Annotated in this window: 12 protein-coding genes and 15 tRNA genes; 24 read left to right on the top strand and 3 right to left on the bottom strand. The window is 48.0% G+C overall.

Annotated elements, in window-relative coordinates; all coding sequences use genetic code 11:
• Positions 1-69: 69 nt before the first annotated feature.
• A complete protein-coding gene (rsgA, locus tag EA26_RS19470) occupies positions 70-1,128 on the bottom strand; it encodes a small ribosomal subunit biogenesis GTPase RsgA (protein ID WP_039431233.1) in 1,059 nt (352 codons plus the stop codon).
• A gap of 132 nt (positions 1,129-1,260) precedes the next feature.
• Here rsgA and orn point away from each other — a divergent pair, with 132 nt between their 5' ends.
• From orn to EA26_RS19395, 16 genes are all read left to right on the top strand, one after another.
• A complete protein-coding gene (orn, locus tag EA26_RS19465; protein ID WP_039431231.1) occupies positions 1,261-1,806 on the top strand; it encodes an oligoribonuclease in 546 nt (181 codons plus the stop codon).
• Between the two features lie 158 nt (positions 1,807-1,964).
• Positions 1,965-2,040: transfer RNA gene (locus EA26_RS19460), tRNA-Gly, on the top strand.
• 33 nt (positions 2,041-2,073) lie between these two features.
• A tRNA-Gly gene (locus EA26_RS19455) sits at positions 2,074-2,149 on the top strand.
• A 34-nt stretch (positions 2,150-2,183) separates the two neighbouring features.
• Positions 2,184-2,274: transfer RNA gene (locus EA26_RS19450), tRNA-Gly, on the top strand.
• Between the two features lie 34 nt (positions 2,275-2,308).
• Positions 2,309-2,399 (top strand) — tRNA-Gly (locus EA26_RS19445).
• Between the two features lie 33 nt (positions 2,400-2,432).
• Positions 2,433-2,508 (top strand) — tRNA-Gly (locus EA26_RS19440).
• Positions 2,509-2,550: 42 nt separating this feature from the next.
• Positions 2,551-2,627, top strand: a tRNA-Met gene (locus EA26_RS19435).
• A 34-nt stretch (positions 2,628-2,661) separates the two neighbouring features.
• Positions 2,662-2,752: transfer RNA gene (locus EA26_RS19430), tRNA-Gly, on the top strand.
• A 33-nt stretch (positions 2,753-2,785) separates the two neighbouring features.
• Positions 2,786-2,876, top strand: a tRNA-Gly gene (locus tag EA26_RS19425).
• A 34-nt stretch (positions 2,877-2,910) separates the two neighbouring features.
• Positions 2,911-3,001, top strand: a tRNA-Gly gene (locus EA26_RS19420).
• Between the two features lie 33 nt (positions 3,002-3,034).
• Positions 3,035-3,110, top strand: a tRNA-Gly gene (locus EA26_RS19415).
• A 42-nt stretch (positions 3,111-3,152) separates the two neighbouring features.
• Positions 3,153-3,229 (top strand) — tRNA-Met (locus EA26_RS19410).
• Positions 3,230-3,263: 34 nt separating this feature from the next.
• Positions 3,264-3,339: transfer RNA gene (locus EA26_RS19405), tRNA-Gly, on the top strand.
• A 42-nt stretch (positions 3,340-3,381) separates the two neighbouring features.
• Positions 3,382-3,458, top strand: a tRNA-Met gene (locus tag EA26_RS19400).
• A gap of 34 nt (positions 3,459-3,492) precedes the next feature.
• Positions 3,493-3,583 (top strand) — tRNA-Gly (locus tag EA26_RS21820).
• Between the two features lie 173 nt (positions 3,584-3,756).
• Positions 3,757-3,832 (top strand) — tRNA-Met (locus EA26_RS19395).
• Between the two features lie 522 nt (positions 3,833-4,354).
• Here EA26_RS19395 and queG read toward each other — a convergent pair.
• Positions 4,355-5,476, bottom strand: a complete 1,122-nt coding sequence (gene queG, locus EA26_RS19390) for a tRNA epoxyqueuosine(34) reductase QueG (protein WP_039431229.1) — start codon at positions 5,474-5,476, stop codon at positions 4,355-4,357.
• Between the two features lie 192 nt (positions 5,477-5,668).
• Between queG and tsaE the strand changes: the two genes are divergently transcribed.
• The 8 genes from tsaE to hflC all read left to right on the top strand — a co-directional run bounded on the left by tsaE (position 5,669) and on the right by hflC (position 14,767).
• Positions 5,669-6,133, top strand: a complete 465-nt coding sequence (gene tsaE, locus EA26_RS19385; RefSeq protein WP_039431710.1) for a tRNA (adenosine(37)-N6)-threonylcarbamoyltransferase complex ATPase subunit type 1 TsaE — start codon at positions 5,669-5,671, stop codon at positions 6,131-6,133.
• An 11-nt stretch (positions 6,134-6,144) separates the two neighbouring features.
• Positions 6,145-7,836, top strand: a complete 1,692-nt coding sequence (locus EA26_RS19380) for an N-acetylmuramoyl-L-alanine amidase (RefSeq protein WP_235425364.1) — start codon at positions 6,145-6,147, stop codon at positions 7,834-7,836.
• An 8-nt stretch (positions 7,837-7,844) separates the two neighbouring features.
• Positions 7,845-9,824, top strand: coding sequence for a DNA mismatch repair endonuclease MutL (gene mutL, locus EA26_RS19375; RefSeq protein ID WP_039431223.1), 1,980 nt, complete (start codon positions 7,845-7,847; stop codon positions 9,822-9,824).
• Positions 9,821-10,753, top strand: a complete 933-nt coding sequence (miaA, locus tag EA26_RS19370; protein ID WP_039431221.1) for a tRNA (adenosine(37)-N6)-dimethylallyltransferase MiaA — start codon at positions 9,821-9,823, stop codon at positions 10,751-10,753. Before mutL ends, miaA begins: the two co-directional genes overlap by 4 nt.
• Positions 10,754-10,944: 191 nt before the next feature.
• Positions 10,945-11,208 (top strand): RNA chaperone Hfq, encoded by a 264-nt coding sequence (gene hfq, locus EA26_RS19365; protein ID WP_039431220.1) that lies wholly within the window; start codon positions 10,945-10,947, stop codon positions 11,206-11,208.
• Positions 11,209-11,249: 41 nt separating this feature from the next.
• Complete coding sequence (hflX, locus tag EA26_RS19360) at positions 11,250-12,539, top strand: ribosome rescue GTPase HflX (protein WP_039431218.1); 1,290 nt, start codon at positions 11,250-11,252, stop codon at positions 12,537-12,539.
• A 45-nt stretch (positions 12,540-12,584) separates the two neighbouring features.
• Positions 12,585-13,784, top strand: a complete 1,200-nt coding sequence (gene hflK / locus EA26_RS19355) for an FtsH protease activity modulator HflK (RefSeq protein ID WP_039431215.1) — start codon at positions 12,585-12,587, stop codon at positions 13,782-13,784.
• Positions 13,785-13,786: 2 nt separating this feature from the next.
• Positions 13,787-14,767, top strand: coding sequence for a protease modulator HflC (hflC, locus tag EA26_RS19350; protein ID WP_039431213.1), 981 nt, complete (start codon positions 13,787-13,789; stop codon positions 14,765-14,767).
• A 49-nt stretch (positions 14,768-14,816) separates the two neighbouring features.
• On the opposite strand, the gene EA26_RS19345 is transcribed toward hflC, so the two are convergent.
• A complete protein-coding gene (locus tag EA26_RS19345) occupies positions 14,817-15,005 on the bottom strand; it encodes a DUF2065 domain-containing protein (protein ID WP_039431210.1) in 189 nt (62 codons plus the stop codon).
• Positions 15,006-15,154: the final 149 nt, after the last annotated feature.

The raw sequence follows: 15,154 nt of genomic DNA, 5'->3' as shown, positions 1-15,154 counted from the left end.
TGTTTCGGGCGCGTGATGTTACTGAAATTTATTTCGCTTGTCAGTAAGTGGTGACGAAATCTTACACAACTACAGATCCGCTTTTTTGTTACGCGAATACTGTCGATTGGCTTTATTTTCCGCCATGCTTTCAATAATACGGTGGTAGTTTTCGTAACGAATAGAGCTTATTTCGCCTTTCTCCACCGCCTCACGCAGAATGCAACCTGGGTCATCGCCATGTTTACAATCTCGGAACTTACAAGCACCAAGATAGGGACGAAATTCGATATAAGCGTTGGTCACTTCATCGGCTTCGAGGTGCCACAAGCCAAACTCACGCACCCCGGGGGAGTCAATCAGATCGCCGCCGGAAGGAATATGATACAAACGAGCGGCCGTGGTGGTATGTTGGCCCAAGCCGGACATTTCGGACACTTCACCCTCTTCAACATCCAGCTCTGGGATTAACGCATTCACCAAGCTGGATTTGCCCACCCCTGATTGACCGACGAAAATGTTGATGCGTTCCCCAAGCTGCGCTTCGAGGTCGGCAATGCCTTCGCCCGATCGCTTACTCACGTATAGAACTTTGTAGCCAATCTTTTCGTATTCTGCTAACCAAGTTTTGTATTGTTTGAGATCCTCATCTTGCAGCAGATCAATCTTGTTCAGCACTAAAATTGGGGCGATATTCAGCGTTTCTGCGGCGATTAGGTAGCGATCGATAATATTGAGCGAAAGCTCCGGTAAGACGGAAGAAACGATGATCATCTGATCGATGTTGGCCGCAACGGGCTTAAGGCCGTCGTAATAGTCCGGGCGAGTTAATATCGAACTCCTTGGCTCGACAGCCTCCACCACCCCAGAAATGCCCGCCATCGATTCGAGCCCTTTTCGCCAAATCACTTTGTCTCCCGACACCAGTGATTCGATACCACGACGCAGATTGCAGCGCTCGATATCACCGCTTTCCAGATCTTCAATATCGGCGTGTTGGCCAAAACGAGTGATCACCAATCCACGCTTACTGTCACCGAGCATGGTCTCATCCCATTGCACAGTGTCAGACGGTTTATTCAAACGTTTTTGTTGATTGTCACGTACCCGACGTACTTGACCTTTGGTTAGCTTTTTCTTTTTTGCCACGATAAGTTACTTAATTTATTGAGCGATAACGCGACAAGTATGACGTTTTTGTCGCTTTTGTCGAAGTATCTTGTTGCCACTATTTTGAGGTATAGTACCCGTTTTATCAGCAAACAAATAGGCAACTCCTCTATGTCCTTTAGCGATCAAAACTTAATTTGGATCGATCTTGAGATGACAGGTTTAGATCCTGACACGCATAAAATCATCGAAATCGCCTCTATTGTCACCGATAGCGAGCTGAACATTTTAGCGGAAGGACCAGTATTGGCGATTCATCAATCGGATGAAGAGTTAGCAAAAATGGATGAGTGGTGCACCAATACACATACAGCCAGCGGCCTTGTTGATCGAGTGCGTGCCAGCATGGTATCTGAGCAAGAGGCGGTTGAACAAACGCTGCGCTTTCTTGAGCAGTGGGTTCCACAAGGCGTGTCGCCAATTTGTGGCAACAGTATTGGACAGGACAGACGTTTTCTGTACCGCCATATGCCTAAACTCGAAGAGTATTTCCACTATCGTTACATTGACGTCAGCACGCTAAAAGAGTTGGCGAGACGTTGGAAGCCAGAAATCCTTGCTGGTTTTTCAAAGCGTGGTACCCACCTTGCTCTTGACGATATTCGCGAGTCGATTGCCGAATTGAAGTACTACCGCCAGACTATCTTTAACATCTGATAGGGCGAGATTTTCTTCACTGGGCGGCGAACTTTTGCTTTGTTTGGATGTTTTTTCAACGAGTAAAAAAAAATTAAGTTTTTTTTCACTAAAGGACTTGCATCACTTAGAAATGCTCTTATAATTCGCAGCCCTGAACAGCGGAAAACGTTGTGAATGCGACACTAGCTCAGTTGGTAGAGCGCAACCTTGCCAAGGTTGAGGTCACGAGTTCGAACCTCGTGTGTCGCTCCAAATTGAAGTTGTCATCGTACTTAACGGTGAAATGCGACACTAGCTCAGTTGGTAGAGCGCAACCTTGCCAAGGTTGAGGTCACGAGTTCGAACCTCGTGTGTCGCTCCAAATTGATAGTTGTCATCGTACTCAACGATGAAATGCGACACTAGCTCAGTTGGTAGAGCGCAACCTTGCCAAGGTTGAGGTCACGCCTCTTTGTTTTAAAGAAGGGAACCTCGTGTGTCGCTCCAAATTGATAGTTGTCATCGTACTTAACGATGAAATGCGACACTAGCTCAGTTGGTAGAGCGCAACCTTGCCAAGGTTGAGGTCACGCCTCTTTGTTTTAAAGAAGGGAACCTCGTGTGTCGCTCCAAATTGAAGTTGTCATCGTACTTAACGGTGAAATGCGACACTAGCTCAGTTGGTAGAGCGCAACCTTGCCAAGGTTGAGGTCACGAGTTCGAACCTCGTGTGTCGCTCCAATTTAATGGTCTTCATCGTACCTAACGGTGACACAATACGGACGCGGGATGGAGCAGCTTGGTAGCTCGTCGGGCTCATAACCCGAAGGTCGTTGGTTCAAATCCAGCTCCCGCAACCACATTCTGTATTAAGTGCTCTGGCATTTAATCATTGCGACACTAGCTCAGTTGGTAGAGCGCAACCTTGCCAAGGTTGAGGTCACGCCTCTTTGTTTTAAAGAAGGGAACCTCGTGTGTCGCTCCAAATTGAAGTTGTCATCGTACTTAACGGTGAAATGCGACACTAGCTCAGTTGGTAGAGCGCAACCTTGCCAAGGTTGAGGTCACGCCTCTTTGTTTTAAAGAAGGGAACCTCGTGTGTCGCTCCAAATTGATAGTTGTCATCGTACTTAACGATGAAATGCGACACTAGCTCAGTTGGTAGAGCGCAACCTTGCCAAGGTTGAGGTCACGCCTCTTTGTTTTAAAGAAGGGAACCTCGTGTGTCGCTCCAAATTGAAGTTGTCATCGTACTTAACGGTGAAATGCGACACTAGCTCAGTTGGTAGAGCGCAACCTTGCCAAGGTTGAGGTCACGAGTTCGAACCTCGTGTGTCGCTCCAATTTAATGGTCTTCATCGTACCTAACGGTGACACAATACGGACGCGGGATGGAGCAGCTTGGTAGCTCGTCGGGCTCATAACCCGAAGGTCGTTGGTTCAAATCCAGCTCCCGCAACCACATTCTGTATTAAGTGCTCTGGCATTTAATCATTGCGACACTAGCTCAGTTGGTAGAGCGCAACCTTGCCAAGGTTGAGGTCACGAGTTCGAACCTCGTGTGTCGCTCCAATTTAATGGTCTTCATCGTACCTAACGGTGACACAATACGGACGCGGGATGGAGCAGCTTGGTAGCTCGTCGGGCTCATAACCCGAAGGTCGTTGGTTCAAATCCAGCTCCCGCAACCACATTCTGTATTAAGTGCTCCGGCATTTAATCATTGCGACACTAGCTCAGTTGGTAGAGTGCAACCTTGCCAAGGTTGAGGTCACGCCTTTTTGTTTTAAAGAAGGGAACCTCGTGTGTCGCTCCAAATTGAAGTTGTCATCGTACTTAACGGTGAAATGCGACACTAGCTCAGTTGATGAGCAAACCTAGCTAAGGTTGAGGTCACGCCTTTTGTTTGAAAGAAGGGAGCCTCGTGTGTCGCTCCATTGCTTTTAAGTAAATGGCATAGCTATTACCGTGCTTAACGGTAATATCGGACGCGGGGTGGAGCAGCTTGGTAGCTCGTCGGGCTCATAACCCGAAGGTCGTCGGTTCAAATCCGGCCCCGCAACCAATTTCTTCTGGCTTATAAGCCATCGCTCTTTAGTAATGCTGAGAAGCATGAACCCCAAAGAATGAAATAAATATCCGGAAAACGCTTTCGGATATTTTTTTGTTGCCTCTTGTTTTTGAATCACTTATTTAGCCTAGCTTTCTTAAGAAAACTGGGCATCTCCCTATTTCGCTAACAGACTTATCCACAGAAATCATATTGTGGATAACTTAGTTGATAACATGTTCTGCAGTAGTTGACTTTCTTCTGAGAAAAGGATCTTTGCTCTCCTCTTTAATAAAATACTAGTGGTCAATTCTGTTAACTATATGTTTTTTATTGATTTTTGTTGTTATGACTAGTCATGCATGCGTTATATTTGGATCACAATGGCATCTTTTTTTGATCCTAGTCATTGATTGGATATGTGCTTAACTTTTCCGAGATGGCTGTAGAATGCATTGTTCCTGCATTTTTTCCACATTTTGGAAAATTGAGAGGGAGGTCAAATATTGCACTGTGTTTCTGTGCTCTGCCCACTCCTTACGCGTCCCTAGGCAGACCTTTTTCAACGATACGGATTAGCCTTTGGTTTTTGATATCGATAGTAGAGGAACCAGCCGATTGGTTCAGTTGTTCTGCTAGGGCCCAATCGATGTGAACATCCAGTAGCTCATTTTGTCCCTTGCGTTCTTGCAATGCTTGCACAATCTTCAGGGAATAAGGGGCGTTCCCCATGGCTATCGCTAAGTTTCTCAGCCACTGCAAGTGACCAATGCGACGGATCGCCGAACCTTCCATCTTTTTCAGAAAGGTGGGCTCATCCCACAGAAACAAATTCACAAGGTCAGCTTGACGTAGCGAGTCACGGCGATGGAAGTCGCTCTGCTCGGTGAGTTCCGCTTCACGATTCCACGGGCAAACTAACTGACAATCGTCACAGCCGTAAATTCGGTTGCCCATTGCTTTACGAAATTCCTCAGGAATGACTCCGGAAAACTCTATGGTCAGGTAGGAGATACAGCGTCTGGCATCGACGATTTTGTCGTCGACGATGGCTTGGGTAGGGCACGAGGTGATACACGCTTTGCATTTCCCACAGTCATCGGTGCTTGGTTCATCGACAGGTAAAGGCAAGTCGACCAGCAGTTCGCCGAGGAAAAACCAAGAGCCAGCTTCTTTATCTAAGATCAGTGAATGTTTTCCAGTCCAACCAAGTCCGGCTTTTTGCGCCAAAGGTCGCTCCAAAATGGGGGCTGAATCGACAAAAGGCCGATAACCAAAGGCACCGACCGCATTTTCAATACGTTTGCCGAGTTCACTGAGCTGCTTTCTAACTAGCTTATGATAGTCACGGCCCAGGGCGTAGCGGCTGATGTAGGCTTGAGTTTTGTCAGCCAGATTTGCAGCAAACTGCGCTTGTGGAGGAAGATAGTTGATGCGCACGCTGATCACTCGGATGGTTCCGGGGAGCAACTCGTCTGGTCGAGCACGCATCATGCCGTGTCTGGCCATCCAATCCATGCTGCCGTGATAGCCTGCATCTAACCACTTTTGCAGCTCGGCCTCATGTTCACGCAGATCAACATCGCAGATCCCGACTTTTTGAAAACCGAGTTCGGCTCCCCAAATTTTGATCTGTTGCGCGAGTTGCTGGTAGTCCATACGAGTTGCCTGATGAAAAACGGACGCGGATCTTACTGGATCTTCGGCCAAGGTTCTAGCTTAGTGAGCGATCTCGGAGGATTTTTCCACGAAATGACATTTAGGCGCTTGTCTCTCAAAACAGACACAGTTTACTATTCCTGTTCTTTTGATTTTTATATAGTCAGTTCCCAGATTCAGAGACCGATGATCATGCATGTAAAGCAGTTCGAACTTAAAGATGAGCAGGCCACCATTAATCTTGGCGCACAGCTTGCCAATCTTTGCTCCCAACAAACCACCATTTATTTGCATGGGGACTTGGGTGCAGGAAAAACCACATTCAGTCGTGGTTTTGTTCGTGCTTTGGGCCATGAGGGCAATGTTAAAAGCCCGACCTACACCTTAGTTGAACCCTATCAATTAGCCAACTGGCAGGTGTGCCACTTCGATCTATATCGTTTGGCTGATCCTGAAGAGTTGGAGTTTATGGGGATTCGTGACTATTTTACCGCCGATGCTGTCTGCTTGGTCGAATGGCCAGAAAAAGGCGCGGGGTTGCTGCCCGAGCCGGATTTAGACATCGACATTCGCTATCAAGGTGAAGCTCGCATCGCGCAACTAACAGCAAACAACCCGTATGGCATTGAGCTGCTCAGTAAATTGGAGTTAAGTTGAGTTTAAAGTGCATCAAAACCGCTGCGATATGGCTGTCAGCGGTTTGTCTTCTTCTGCCTGCGTGGGCTTTTGCCAACGTTCTGCAAAGTGTCAGGGTTTGGCCTTCTCCGGATGAAACCCGCGTGGTGATCGATTTAGCGGATGAGGCGGATTTCAGTTATTTCTCCCTCACTAAGCCAGACCGTTTGGTGGTTGATTTAAAGAAGACGAGTTTGGGCGCAAAACTGCCAGTCACGGTGGCAGACAGCCCGGTATTGAGCAAAATCCGTAAAAGTTCGCCCCCAGAATCGGGCACTTACCGACTGGTGTTTGAACTGAAAAAGCGTTCTCAGGCGGAGCTGTTTAAGCTGGCACCGACCCCTGGCGGCGGTTATGGTCACCGTTTGGTGATCGATTTACCGCATAAAGAGCGCACAACGAACGCATCGACCTCACAGACACCCAGTGTCAGTAAAGACATTCAATCTGTCCATCGAGCGGAAGAAATTCTGATTGTGATTGATCCGGGACACGGCGGTGAAGATCCCGGCTCTATTGGCCCAACACGCCGATACGAAAAAAATGCCACCTTAAGTATCTCAAAAAAGATCGCGGCAGAGCTCGACGCTGTGCCGGGAATCAAAACCCAGCTCACTCGCTCTGGCGACTATTTTGTCAATTTAAACCGTCGTGTTGCGATTGCCCGCGAAAACGAGGCTCATCTGCTGATCTCGATTCACGCCGATGCCTTTACCTCGCCACAGCCTCGTGGTGGTTCGGTATTCGTTCTCAATACACGTCGCGCCAATACAGAGATTGCGCGTTGGGTAGAAAACCACGAGAAACAGTCGGAGATTTTGGGCGGGGCAGGTACTGCATTTGCGAACGTCAACGACAAAAACGTTAACCAAACCTTGCTGGATCTGCAATTTAGCCATTCGCAGAAAGAGGGCTACAAGCTTGCCACCGAGATCCTCGGCGAAATGGGCAAGGTAGCAAAACTGCACAACGAAAATCCGATCAATACCAGCTTAGCGGTGCTACGCTCACCACAGATCCCATCGGTGCTGGTCGAAACGGGATTTATCTCCAACCCGACCGAAGAGAAACTGCTGTTCCAACGTGCTCACCAAGACAAGCTCGCGAAGGCTATTTCTAAAGCGGTGATTAAATACTTGCAAGATAACCCACCAGAAGGAACGGTTTTCTCGGCCAATGCGAAACCGATTTGGCATACGGTGAAGCGCGGTGAATCGCTGTCGCTGATTGCCAAACAATATGGCACAACGACGCAAGCGATTATGCGGGACAACAAACTGAAAAGTTCCACTTTGGCGATTGGACAAACGCTACGCATCGACAATGGCGCGCCGACCGCGGCGATCATTCCGGAAAAGCCAAATACAGTGGAAACGGAGCGCATTACCCACACTGTCGGCCGTGGTGAGTATTTAGGCAAGATTGCCGAGCACTATAAGGTGAGCGTCGATGATATCCGGAAGGAAAACAATCTTAAGTCCGATACCTTATGGGTTGGGCAGAAGCTAAAAATCACCGTCAGTTTAAAAGACAAGCCGATCCGTAAACACAAGGTAGTGCGCGGTGAATACCTGAGCAAAATCGCGGCCAAGTATGATGTCAGCGTCGCCAGTATCCGCTCGGCCAATAATCTGCGTTCCGATGAACTCGCGGTTGGGCAGATATTGATTATTCCCAACAAGTAGGCGGGCGTATGGCAATCAAAATATTACCCGCTAGGCTCGCCAACCAGATTGCTGCCGGGGAAGTGGTTGAAAGGCCCGCTTCGGTGGTGAAAGAGTTAGTGGAAAATAGCCTCGACTCCGGGGCGACTCGCATTGATATCGATATCGAGAAAGGCGGCGCTAAGCTGATTCGAATTCGCGATAACGGTTCGGGTATTTGCAAAGACGAATTAGGTCTGGCGCTCAGCCGTCATGCGACATCGAAAATTCATACTTTAGATGATTTAGAAGCGATCATGAGCCTTGGTTTTCGCGGCGAAGCGCTGGCGAGTATTAGCTCTGTCTCACGTCTTACGCTCACGTCTCGTCCGACAACCCAAGAGCAAGCTTGGAGTGCGTATACGGAAGGGCGTGACATGCAGGTGAATCTGCAACCGACCGCTCACCCGATCGGCACAACAGTTGAAGTATTAGACCTGTTTTTTAACACCCCTGCGCGGCGCAAATTCCTACGTACGGAGAAAACCGAATTTGCCCATATTGATGAGCTGCTCAAACGTATTGCGCTCAGCCGTTTCGATGTCAGTATCACACTGCGTCATAATGGCAAGGTGGTTCGGCAGTATCGAGCGGCGAAAACGCCCAGCCAAGCAGAAAAGCGCTTGGCTTCAGTTTGTGGCAACGCGTTTGTTCGCCATATGTTGGCGATTGAACTGGAGCATCAAGGGTTAAAACTTCATGGCTGGATCACCACGCCAGAGGGCGCGCGCCAGCAAAGTGATTTGCAGTATTGTTATGTGAATGGACGGATGATGCGCGATAAACTCATCAACCATGCGATCCGTCAGAGCTACGAAAACAGTTTAAAACCGGAACAGTTCGCCGCCTATGTGCTGTTTATTGAACTGGATCCTCATCAGGTCGATGTCAACGTCCATCCAGCCAAACATGAAGTGCGTTTTCACCAAGCGCGCTTAGTGCATGACTTCATCTACCAAGCGCTGGCCAGTGCTTTGGCACAAAGTGACGTGATTGAAGCGCCGCAGATAAGTGCTTCCGCATTTCATCATCCCACCGAGCCAGAAAATGAATCTTCGGCCGATGAAGCGGTTGATGCAGTACCAGATTCCGTTTATCAAGCGATAGATAAATCGCCGGCTTATCCGCGTAAACAAGTGGCACATGACAGTGAAGCCGCCTCAGGCGTTGCCGAAGCTTGTGTTTCTCCCACTCGTGGCGAAAAACCGCCAGCGCGTCAGGCTTGGCAAGAATCTCGTCGATCTTCATCGGGGCGTGGTGGCGCAGAATATCAGCCCACACCAGCGCCCTCTAAACAGCAACTCAAAGCTTACCAAGATCTATTGCAGACGCCGGAGATGCCTTCTCCTGTAGAGACAATGCCGCGCGTTGAGTCTTTGCAAACGCAGACAGCTCATGCGCCGAGTGAGCTGGGTAAGGCGGTCGCGATTGTAGAGCAAGTCTACGTGCTGATGGGCAGCAAGTCAGGCAGTTTTCTACTGTCTCTGGCTAGGGCAGAGTATTATCGCTGCCTAGGTCAGCTCAATACCACTGCACAAGCATTGAAATCTCAACCCTTGCTGGTGCCGCTGTCACTCAAATTGAACTCAGAGCAGATGTCAGTCTCTGCGCAGCTAGAGCAAACTTTTGCGCGTTTTGGCCTTCAGTTTAAACCACGCCATGACAAAGCCTTGCTGGTGATGGGTGTCCCTGCGCCGCTTCGGCAACAAAACCTACAACTTCTGATCCCAGATCTGCTATCTTACGCAGCTTCATTTGCTCAGGAAGCTAGGAATGAAAGTTGTGTTTCGCTGCTGGCCCATTGGCTCGCTCTGCGCATCACCAAAGTGAAAAGTCACTATACTCTTTCTGAAGCAATTCAAATTATTTCGGAACTCGAACAGCTCTGGCAGGGTCTACTTCCATTGCAAGATGGCAAATTGCTCACAGAGATCGATTTCTCAGCGACGATAGCAAAACTGAAACCATGACAGACAGATTACCTTTGGCCTTGTTTTTGATGGGGCCTACCGCATCGGGAAAAACGGAACTGGCCATTCGCTTACGTCAGAAATATCCGGTTGAGATCATCAGTGTGGACTCTGCGCTGATCTATAAAGGCATGGATATTGGCACGGCAAAACCGGACGAGCGGGAGCAGCAGTTAGCGCCTCATCGATTGATCGATATCTTGGATCCGGCGCAATCTTATTCAGCGGCAGATTTTCGCCGAGATGCGTTGCAAGCGATGAACGAGATTGCTTCGCAGGGGAAAATACCGCTATTGGTTGGCGGTACCATGTTGTATTTTAAGGCGTTATTAGAAGGTTTATCACCATTACCTGCCGCAAACCCTGAAATACGTCAGCAAATTGAGCAAGAGGCATTGACTAAAGGTTGGTCAGTATTGCACGATGAACTCAAAGAGATCGATCCTGTGTCGGCGGCGAGAATTCATCCTAATGATCCACAAAGATTATCTAGGGCATTGGAAGTTTTTCGCATTTCAGGTAAAACTCTTACTGAGTTGACGCAAACCAAAGGCGAAAGCCTGCCGTTTCGCGTCAAACAGTTTGCAATAGCTCCCAAGGATAGGGCAGAACTCCATCGTCGTATTGAGCTGCGCTTCGACAAAATGATGGAAGCGGGATTTGAACAAGAGATGAAAACCTTGCACGCACGCGAGGATCTTCATCCGGATCTTCCTTCTATTCGATGTGTCGGTTATCGGCAGATGTGGGACTATTTAGACGGAAATGGCACTCTAGACGAAGCGATTTATCGCGGCATCTGCGCCACCCGTCAATTGGCCAAGCGACAGATTACCTGGCTGCGCAGCTGGGATAACCTAACTTGGTTAGATAGCGAGGACATTGAACAGTCATTAGAAACTCTTTCAGAAGCCATAGCATCTGATTGAGATAGCTGTGTATAATGTGATCGTTTTTGCGTGAATACACTCACTGAAGGATCGTTATTGGCGACGTTGGTGACAACTGGCGAATAACTAGAGTGTTATTTTGTTCGTTTAGCTCAGATGCAAAGGCAGTCTCTTTTGCAGTGCACCACTAGCTAAATAATTACAACTACAAATTAAATAAGGAAAATAAAATGGCTAAGGGGCAATCTCTACAAGACCCATTTCTAAATGCACTCCGTCGTGAGCGTATTCCAGTGTCTATCTATTTGGTAAACGGCATCAAACTACAAGGTCAAATTGAATCATTTGATCAGTTTGTGATCCTACTAAAAAACACCGTTAACCAAATGGTTTACAAGCACGCTATCTCTACCGTTGTACCGGCGCGTCCAGTAAGCCACCACAGCGGCGAGCGTAGCCCATCGGATCGTCCACAAGATAAGTCTGAAGATTAATCTTTTCGTCGATCGTGTTACTACATTAAGGAGTTGATTGCTTGTTTGACCGTTATGAATCCGGTGAGCGAGCCGTACTTGTTCATATCAACTTCACGCAAGAAGGTGAGTGGGAAGACTTAGCAGAATGCGAAATGCTAGTCTCTTCCGCTGGGGTAACGACACTGCAAGTGATTACGGGCAGTCGCCGTTCCCCGCACCCGAAATACTACGTCGGAGAGGGTAAGGCGCAGGAAATTGCACAGGCAGTGCAAATGACTGGCGCTGAAATTGTGATTTTTAATCACGCTCTCTCTCCTGCCCAGGAACGCAACCTCGAAAGACTGTGTCAGTGTCGTGTTATCGATCGCACAGGCCTGATTCTTGATATCTTCGCTCAACGAGCACGAACCCATGAAGGTAAACTTCAAGTCGAACTGGCTCAACTGAGACATATCTCTACGCGCTTAATTCGTGGTTGGACGCACCTGGAAAGACAAAAAGGTGGTATTGGTCTGCGAGGACCGGGTGAAACTCAGTTAGAAACGGACCGCCGTTTATTGCGTGAGCGGATCAAAGCGATACTTCGTCGCCTAGAAAAGGTATCGAAGCAACGTGAACAGGGGCGTCGTGCTCGAAATCGCGCCGAAATACCCACCCTTTCATTGGTCGGGTATACCAACGCGGGGAAATCTACCCTATTTAACCGCATTACCGAAGCCGGTGTTTACGCCGCGGATCAACTGTTTGCCACGTTGGATCCGACGCTGCGTAAAATCGACTTGATGGATGTTGGCCCTGCAATTTTGGCTGACACCGTTGGCTTTATTCGACATCTGCCACATGATTTGGTGGCTGCATTTAAAGCCACCTTGCAAGAGACGCAAGAAGCTGACATTTTGTTACATGTTGTTGATGCCAGTGACGAGCGTTTTCGTGAGAATATTCAAGCTGTTCACGATGTGTTGACGGAAATTGATGCACATGAAATCCCGACTTTGGTCGTGATGAACAAGATCGACAACATGGAAGATCAGCGTCCACGCATCGAGCGTGATGATGAAGGTGTTCCTCGCGTTGTTTGGGTCTCAGCTATGGAAGGAAAGGGCATCGACTTGTTGTTCGCAGCGCTCACCGAACGGTTAGCGTCCCAGATCATCGAGTATCAGTTGCGAATCCCTCCACAGCATCAAGGAAGAATTCGCAGTATATTTTTCCAAATGAAGTGTATTCAGCAGGAAGAATACGACCAGGATGGTAACTTGTTGATCGATATTCGAATGCAGCAAGTGGATTGGTCTAGACTTGAAAAAAAAGAAGGGGCAGTTTTGCGTGACTTTATCGTTACTTAAAGGACTGCTACAGTATAACGTCATATCAAATGATGGAGCTTTCTAATGGCGTGGAATGAGCCTGGAAATAACAACGGCAACAATGGCCGCGATAATGACCCTTGGGGTAACAATAATCGCGGTGGCCAGCGTCCGGGGGGCCGAGACCAAGGGCCGCCGGATTTGGATGAAGTGTTTAACAAGCTAAGTCAAAAGCTGGGTGGCAAGTTTGGCAACAAAGGAGGCAAAGGGCCTTCATTCTCTGGTGGTAGCGCAATTGGCTTTGGGGTCATTGCCGTAATCGCCGTTGCAGTATGGTTCTTTTCTGGTTTCTATACCGTTGGTGAAGCTGAGCGTGGTGTCGTACTGCGTTTAGGTAAGTATGATCGCATCGTTGACCCAGGGTTGAACTGGCGTCCTCGCTTTGTTGATGAAGTGACTACCGTTAACGTACAAGCGATTCGCTCACTGCGTGCATCAGGTTTGATGTTGACCAAAGATGAAAACGTGGTCACGGTCGGCATGGATGTACAATATCGCGTGTCTGATCCATACAAATACTTGTATCGTGTGACTAATGCTGACGATAGCTTACGCCAAGCAACCGACTCAGCACTGCGTGCCGTGGTGGGTGACGCCCTAATGGACAGCATCTTAACCAGTGGCCGTCAGCAAATTCGTCAAAGCACCCAAACAACCTTAAATCAAATCATTGATAGCTATGATATGGGCTTAATGATTGTCGATGTTAACTTCCAGTCGGCTCGTCCGCCAGAGCAAGTAAAAGATGCTTTCGATGATGCGATTGCGGCGCGAGAAGATGAAGAGCGTTTCATTCGTGAATCTGAAGCGTATAAGAACGAAATTCTGCCTAAAGCAACAGGCCGAGCAGAACGTTTGAAGAAAGAAGCGCAAGGTTATACGGAACGCACGATTAACGAAGCGTTGGGTCAAGTGGCACAGTTTGAAAAACTGCTCCCTGAGTATCAAGCCGCGCCAGACGTGACACGTAATCGTCTCTACCTAGATACCATGGAAGAAGTGTATTCAAATACATCTAAAGTGCTGATTGATTCAGAATCCAGTGGCAATATGCTTTATCTACCGTTGGATCGAATTACAGGCCAAGAGAGTAAGAGTGGCACCAAACGTCAAGATAAATCGTCATCAGCGTATGATCAGATTGAGCTTGATTCACCGATCAGCAGTAGTGACGGCAGTAATACTCCGCCTCGTTCTAGCAATACACGTCAAGGGAGATACTAGTAATGCGTAAGTTAATGATCCCAGTATTAGTGATTGCACTGGTATTGATGTTGATGTCGCTGTTTGTCATTCCTGAAGGTGAGCGTGGTATCGTTGTCCGTTTCGGTCGTATTCTGAAAGATAACAATGAAATTGCTCGAATCTACGAGCCAGGTTTGCATTTTAAAATGCCACTGTTTGATCGAGTAAGAACGTTAGATGCGCGCATCCAAACGATGGATGGTCGCTCTGACCGTTTTGTGACTTCAGAGAAAAAAGATGTGATCATCGATACCTATGTCAAATGGCGTATTGAAGACTTTGGTCAATACTACTTGGCAACGGGTGGTGGCAATACATTGACTGCTCAGGCACTGTTAGAGCGTAAAGTGACCGACATTCTTCGTTCTGAAATCGGTTCTCGTGAAATCAAGCAAATTGTTTCAGGGCCACGTAATAGAGATGTCTTGCCGGAAAGTGCTGATGACGAAGTCGTCACGACAGAGGCTGCAAAACAAGCATTGGAAATCGATGGTCAGCGTGACCAAGTGATGGAAAATGTGTTGGCAGATACGCGTAAAGGCGCACTGAAAGATTTAGGCGTGAAAGTGGTAGATTTCCGTATTAAGAAAATCAACCTCCCAGATGAGATTAGTGAGTCTATCTATCGCCGTATGCGTGCTGAACGTGAGTCAGTAGCTCGTAAACACCGCTCTCAAGGTCGTGAAAAAGCCGAAGTCATTCGCGCTCAAGCAGAACTTGAAGTGGCGACTATCTTAGCAGAAGCGGATAAAACAGCTCGCGTAACTCGTGGTGATGCTGATGCTAAAGCCGCGAAGATTTATTCAGATGTGTACAGCAAAGATCCTGAGTTTTACCAGTTCTTACGTTCGCTGAAAGCTTATGAGAAATCCTTCAGTGAGAAGAGTGACATCTTGGTGCTTGATCCTAAGAGTGATTTCTTCCAGTATATGAACAGTGGTAAAGGCGTTGAAGCTAAGTAAGCGCTAAACCGCACAAATCGAAAGGCTCCCGTTGTTGGAGCCTTTTTTATCAGTGACTCATCATGTAAGCGATCACAGCCCCAGCAACCACTAGGCAACCGCCAATGCGGCGCAACTGATGGTCGGGTTGCTCGCTGAGCTGCGCCACCATGCTGCGCCATCCTCGAGGTGCGAGCAAAGGTCCCAGCCCTTCAACAATCAAAACAAGCCCCAATGCAACCCAAAGTGAATCTGCCATAGAATCCATATCCATCTAAAAAGCAAGAGAGTATGGTAGCAGTGAAGTGTGGGATGAAAAAGTATGCACTCGTTTTTTCCATCTTTTGTTCCCAAGTCGTGTGAACAAAAAATGACTGCAAGACGCGTAATTCGGTGCTAGAATCCTTT

The organism is Vibrio navarrensis, assembly GCF_000764325.1.
GTDB classification, from domain to species: Bacteria; Pseudomonadota; Gammaproteobacteria; order Enterobacterales; family Vibrionaceae; genus Vibrio; species Vibrio navarrensis.
Note: the sequence above shows the minus strand (reverse complement) of the source record. Positions and strands in the feature narration are given on the sequence as shown.

Excerpts from the sequence above, each read along its gene's own strand:
- orn (WP_039431231.1), top strand. The coding sequence starts at position 1,261 with ATGTCCTTTAGCGATCAAAACTTAATTTGGATCGATCTTGAGATGACA.
- queG (WP_039431229.1), bottom strand. The coding sequence starts at position 5,476 with ATGGACTACCAGCAACTCGCGCAACAGATCAAAATTTGGGGAGCCGAA.
- tsaE (WP_039431710.1), top strand. The coding sequence starts at position 5,669 with ATGCATGTAAAGCAGTTCGAACTTAAAGATGAGCAGGCCACCATTAAT.
- mutL (WP_039431223.1), top strand. The coding sequence starts at position 7,845 with ATGGCAATCAAAATATTACCCGCTAGGCTCGCCAACCAGATTGCTGCC.
- miaA (WP_039431221.1), top strand. The coding sequence starts at position 9,821 with ATGACAGACAGATTACCTTTGGCCTTGTTTTTGATGGGGCCTACCGCA.
- hfq (WP_039431220.1), top strand. The coding sequence starts at position 10,945 with ATGGCTAAGGGGCAATCTCTACAAGACCCATTTCTAAATGCACTCCGT.
- hflK (WP_039431215.1), top strand. The coding sequence starts at position 12,585 with ATGGCGTGGAATGAGCCTGGAAATAACAACGGCAACAATGGCCGCGAT.
- hflC (WP_039431213.1), top strand. The coding sequence starts at position 13,787 with ATGCGTAAGTTAATGATCCCAGTATTAGTGATTGCACTGGTATTGATG.
- EA26_RS19345 (WP_039431210.1), bottom strand. The coding sequence starts at position 15,005 with ATGGCAGATTCACTTTGGGTTGCATTGGGGCTTGTTTTGATTGTTGAA.